Source organism: Paralimibaculum aggregatum (assembly GCF_030270585.1).
Classification (GTDB): Bacteria; Pseudomonadota; Alphaproteobacteria; order Rhodobacterales; family Rhodobacteraceae; genus Thermohalobaculum; species Thermohalobaculum aggregatum.
Genome location: NZ_BSYI01000179.1, coordinates 1 through 269, shown reverse-complemented (window position 1 = coordinate 269; position 269 = coordinate 1). Strand labels below are relative to the sequence as shown.

Genomic DNA, 269 nt, shown 5'->3' with positions numbered 1-269 from the left:
AGATGCCGGTCGACGCAGTTGGCGCAGACGTTCAGCGTGCCGTCCTCGAACCACCTGATCGAGACGTCGTGGTAGTCGAACGAGGTGTTCTTCACCGTCGAGTACGGCCTGATCCAGTCGAGCCGCCGACCGTGCTCGCCCCAGAACCCCGCAGGATCCGCAACCGAGGCCGCATACAGCGCCTCGTAGCCCGCCGCATCGACATGCGCCCCCTCCGCAAGACCCGCAGGAACCTCGAACACCTCGCCATCCATCGCTTCGCCCTCCCA

Annotated in this window: 1 protein-coding gene; it reads right to left on the bottom strand. The window is 65.8% G+C overall.

Features of this window, described 5'->3' with window-relative positions; translation table 11 throughout:
* The coding region (locus QSJ97_RS24845) for an acetyl-coenzyme A synthetase N-terminal domain-containing protein (RefSeq protein ID WP_285675186.1) at window positions 1–254 on the bottom strand (254 nt) is incomplete at its 3' end.
* Window positions 255–269 lie beyond the last annotated feature (15 nt).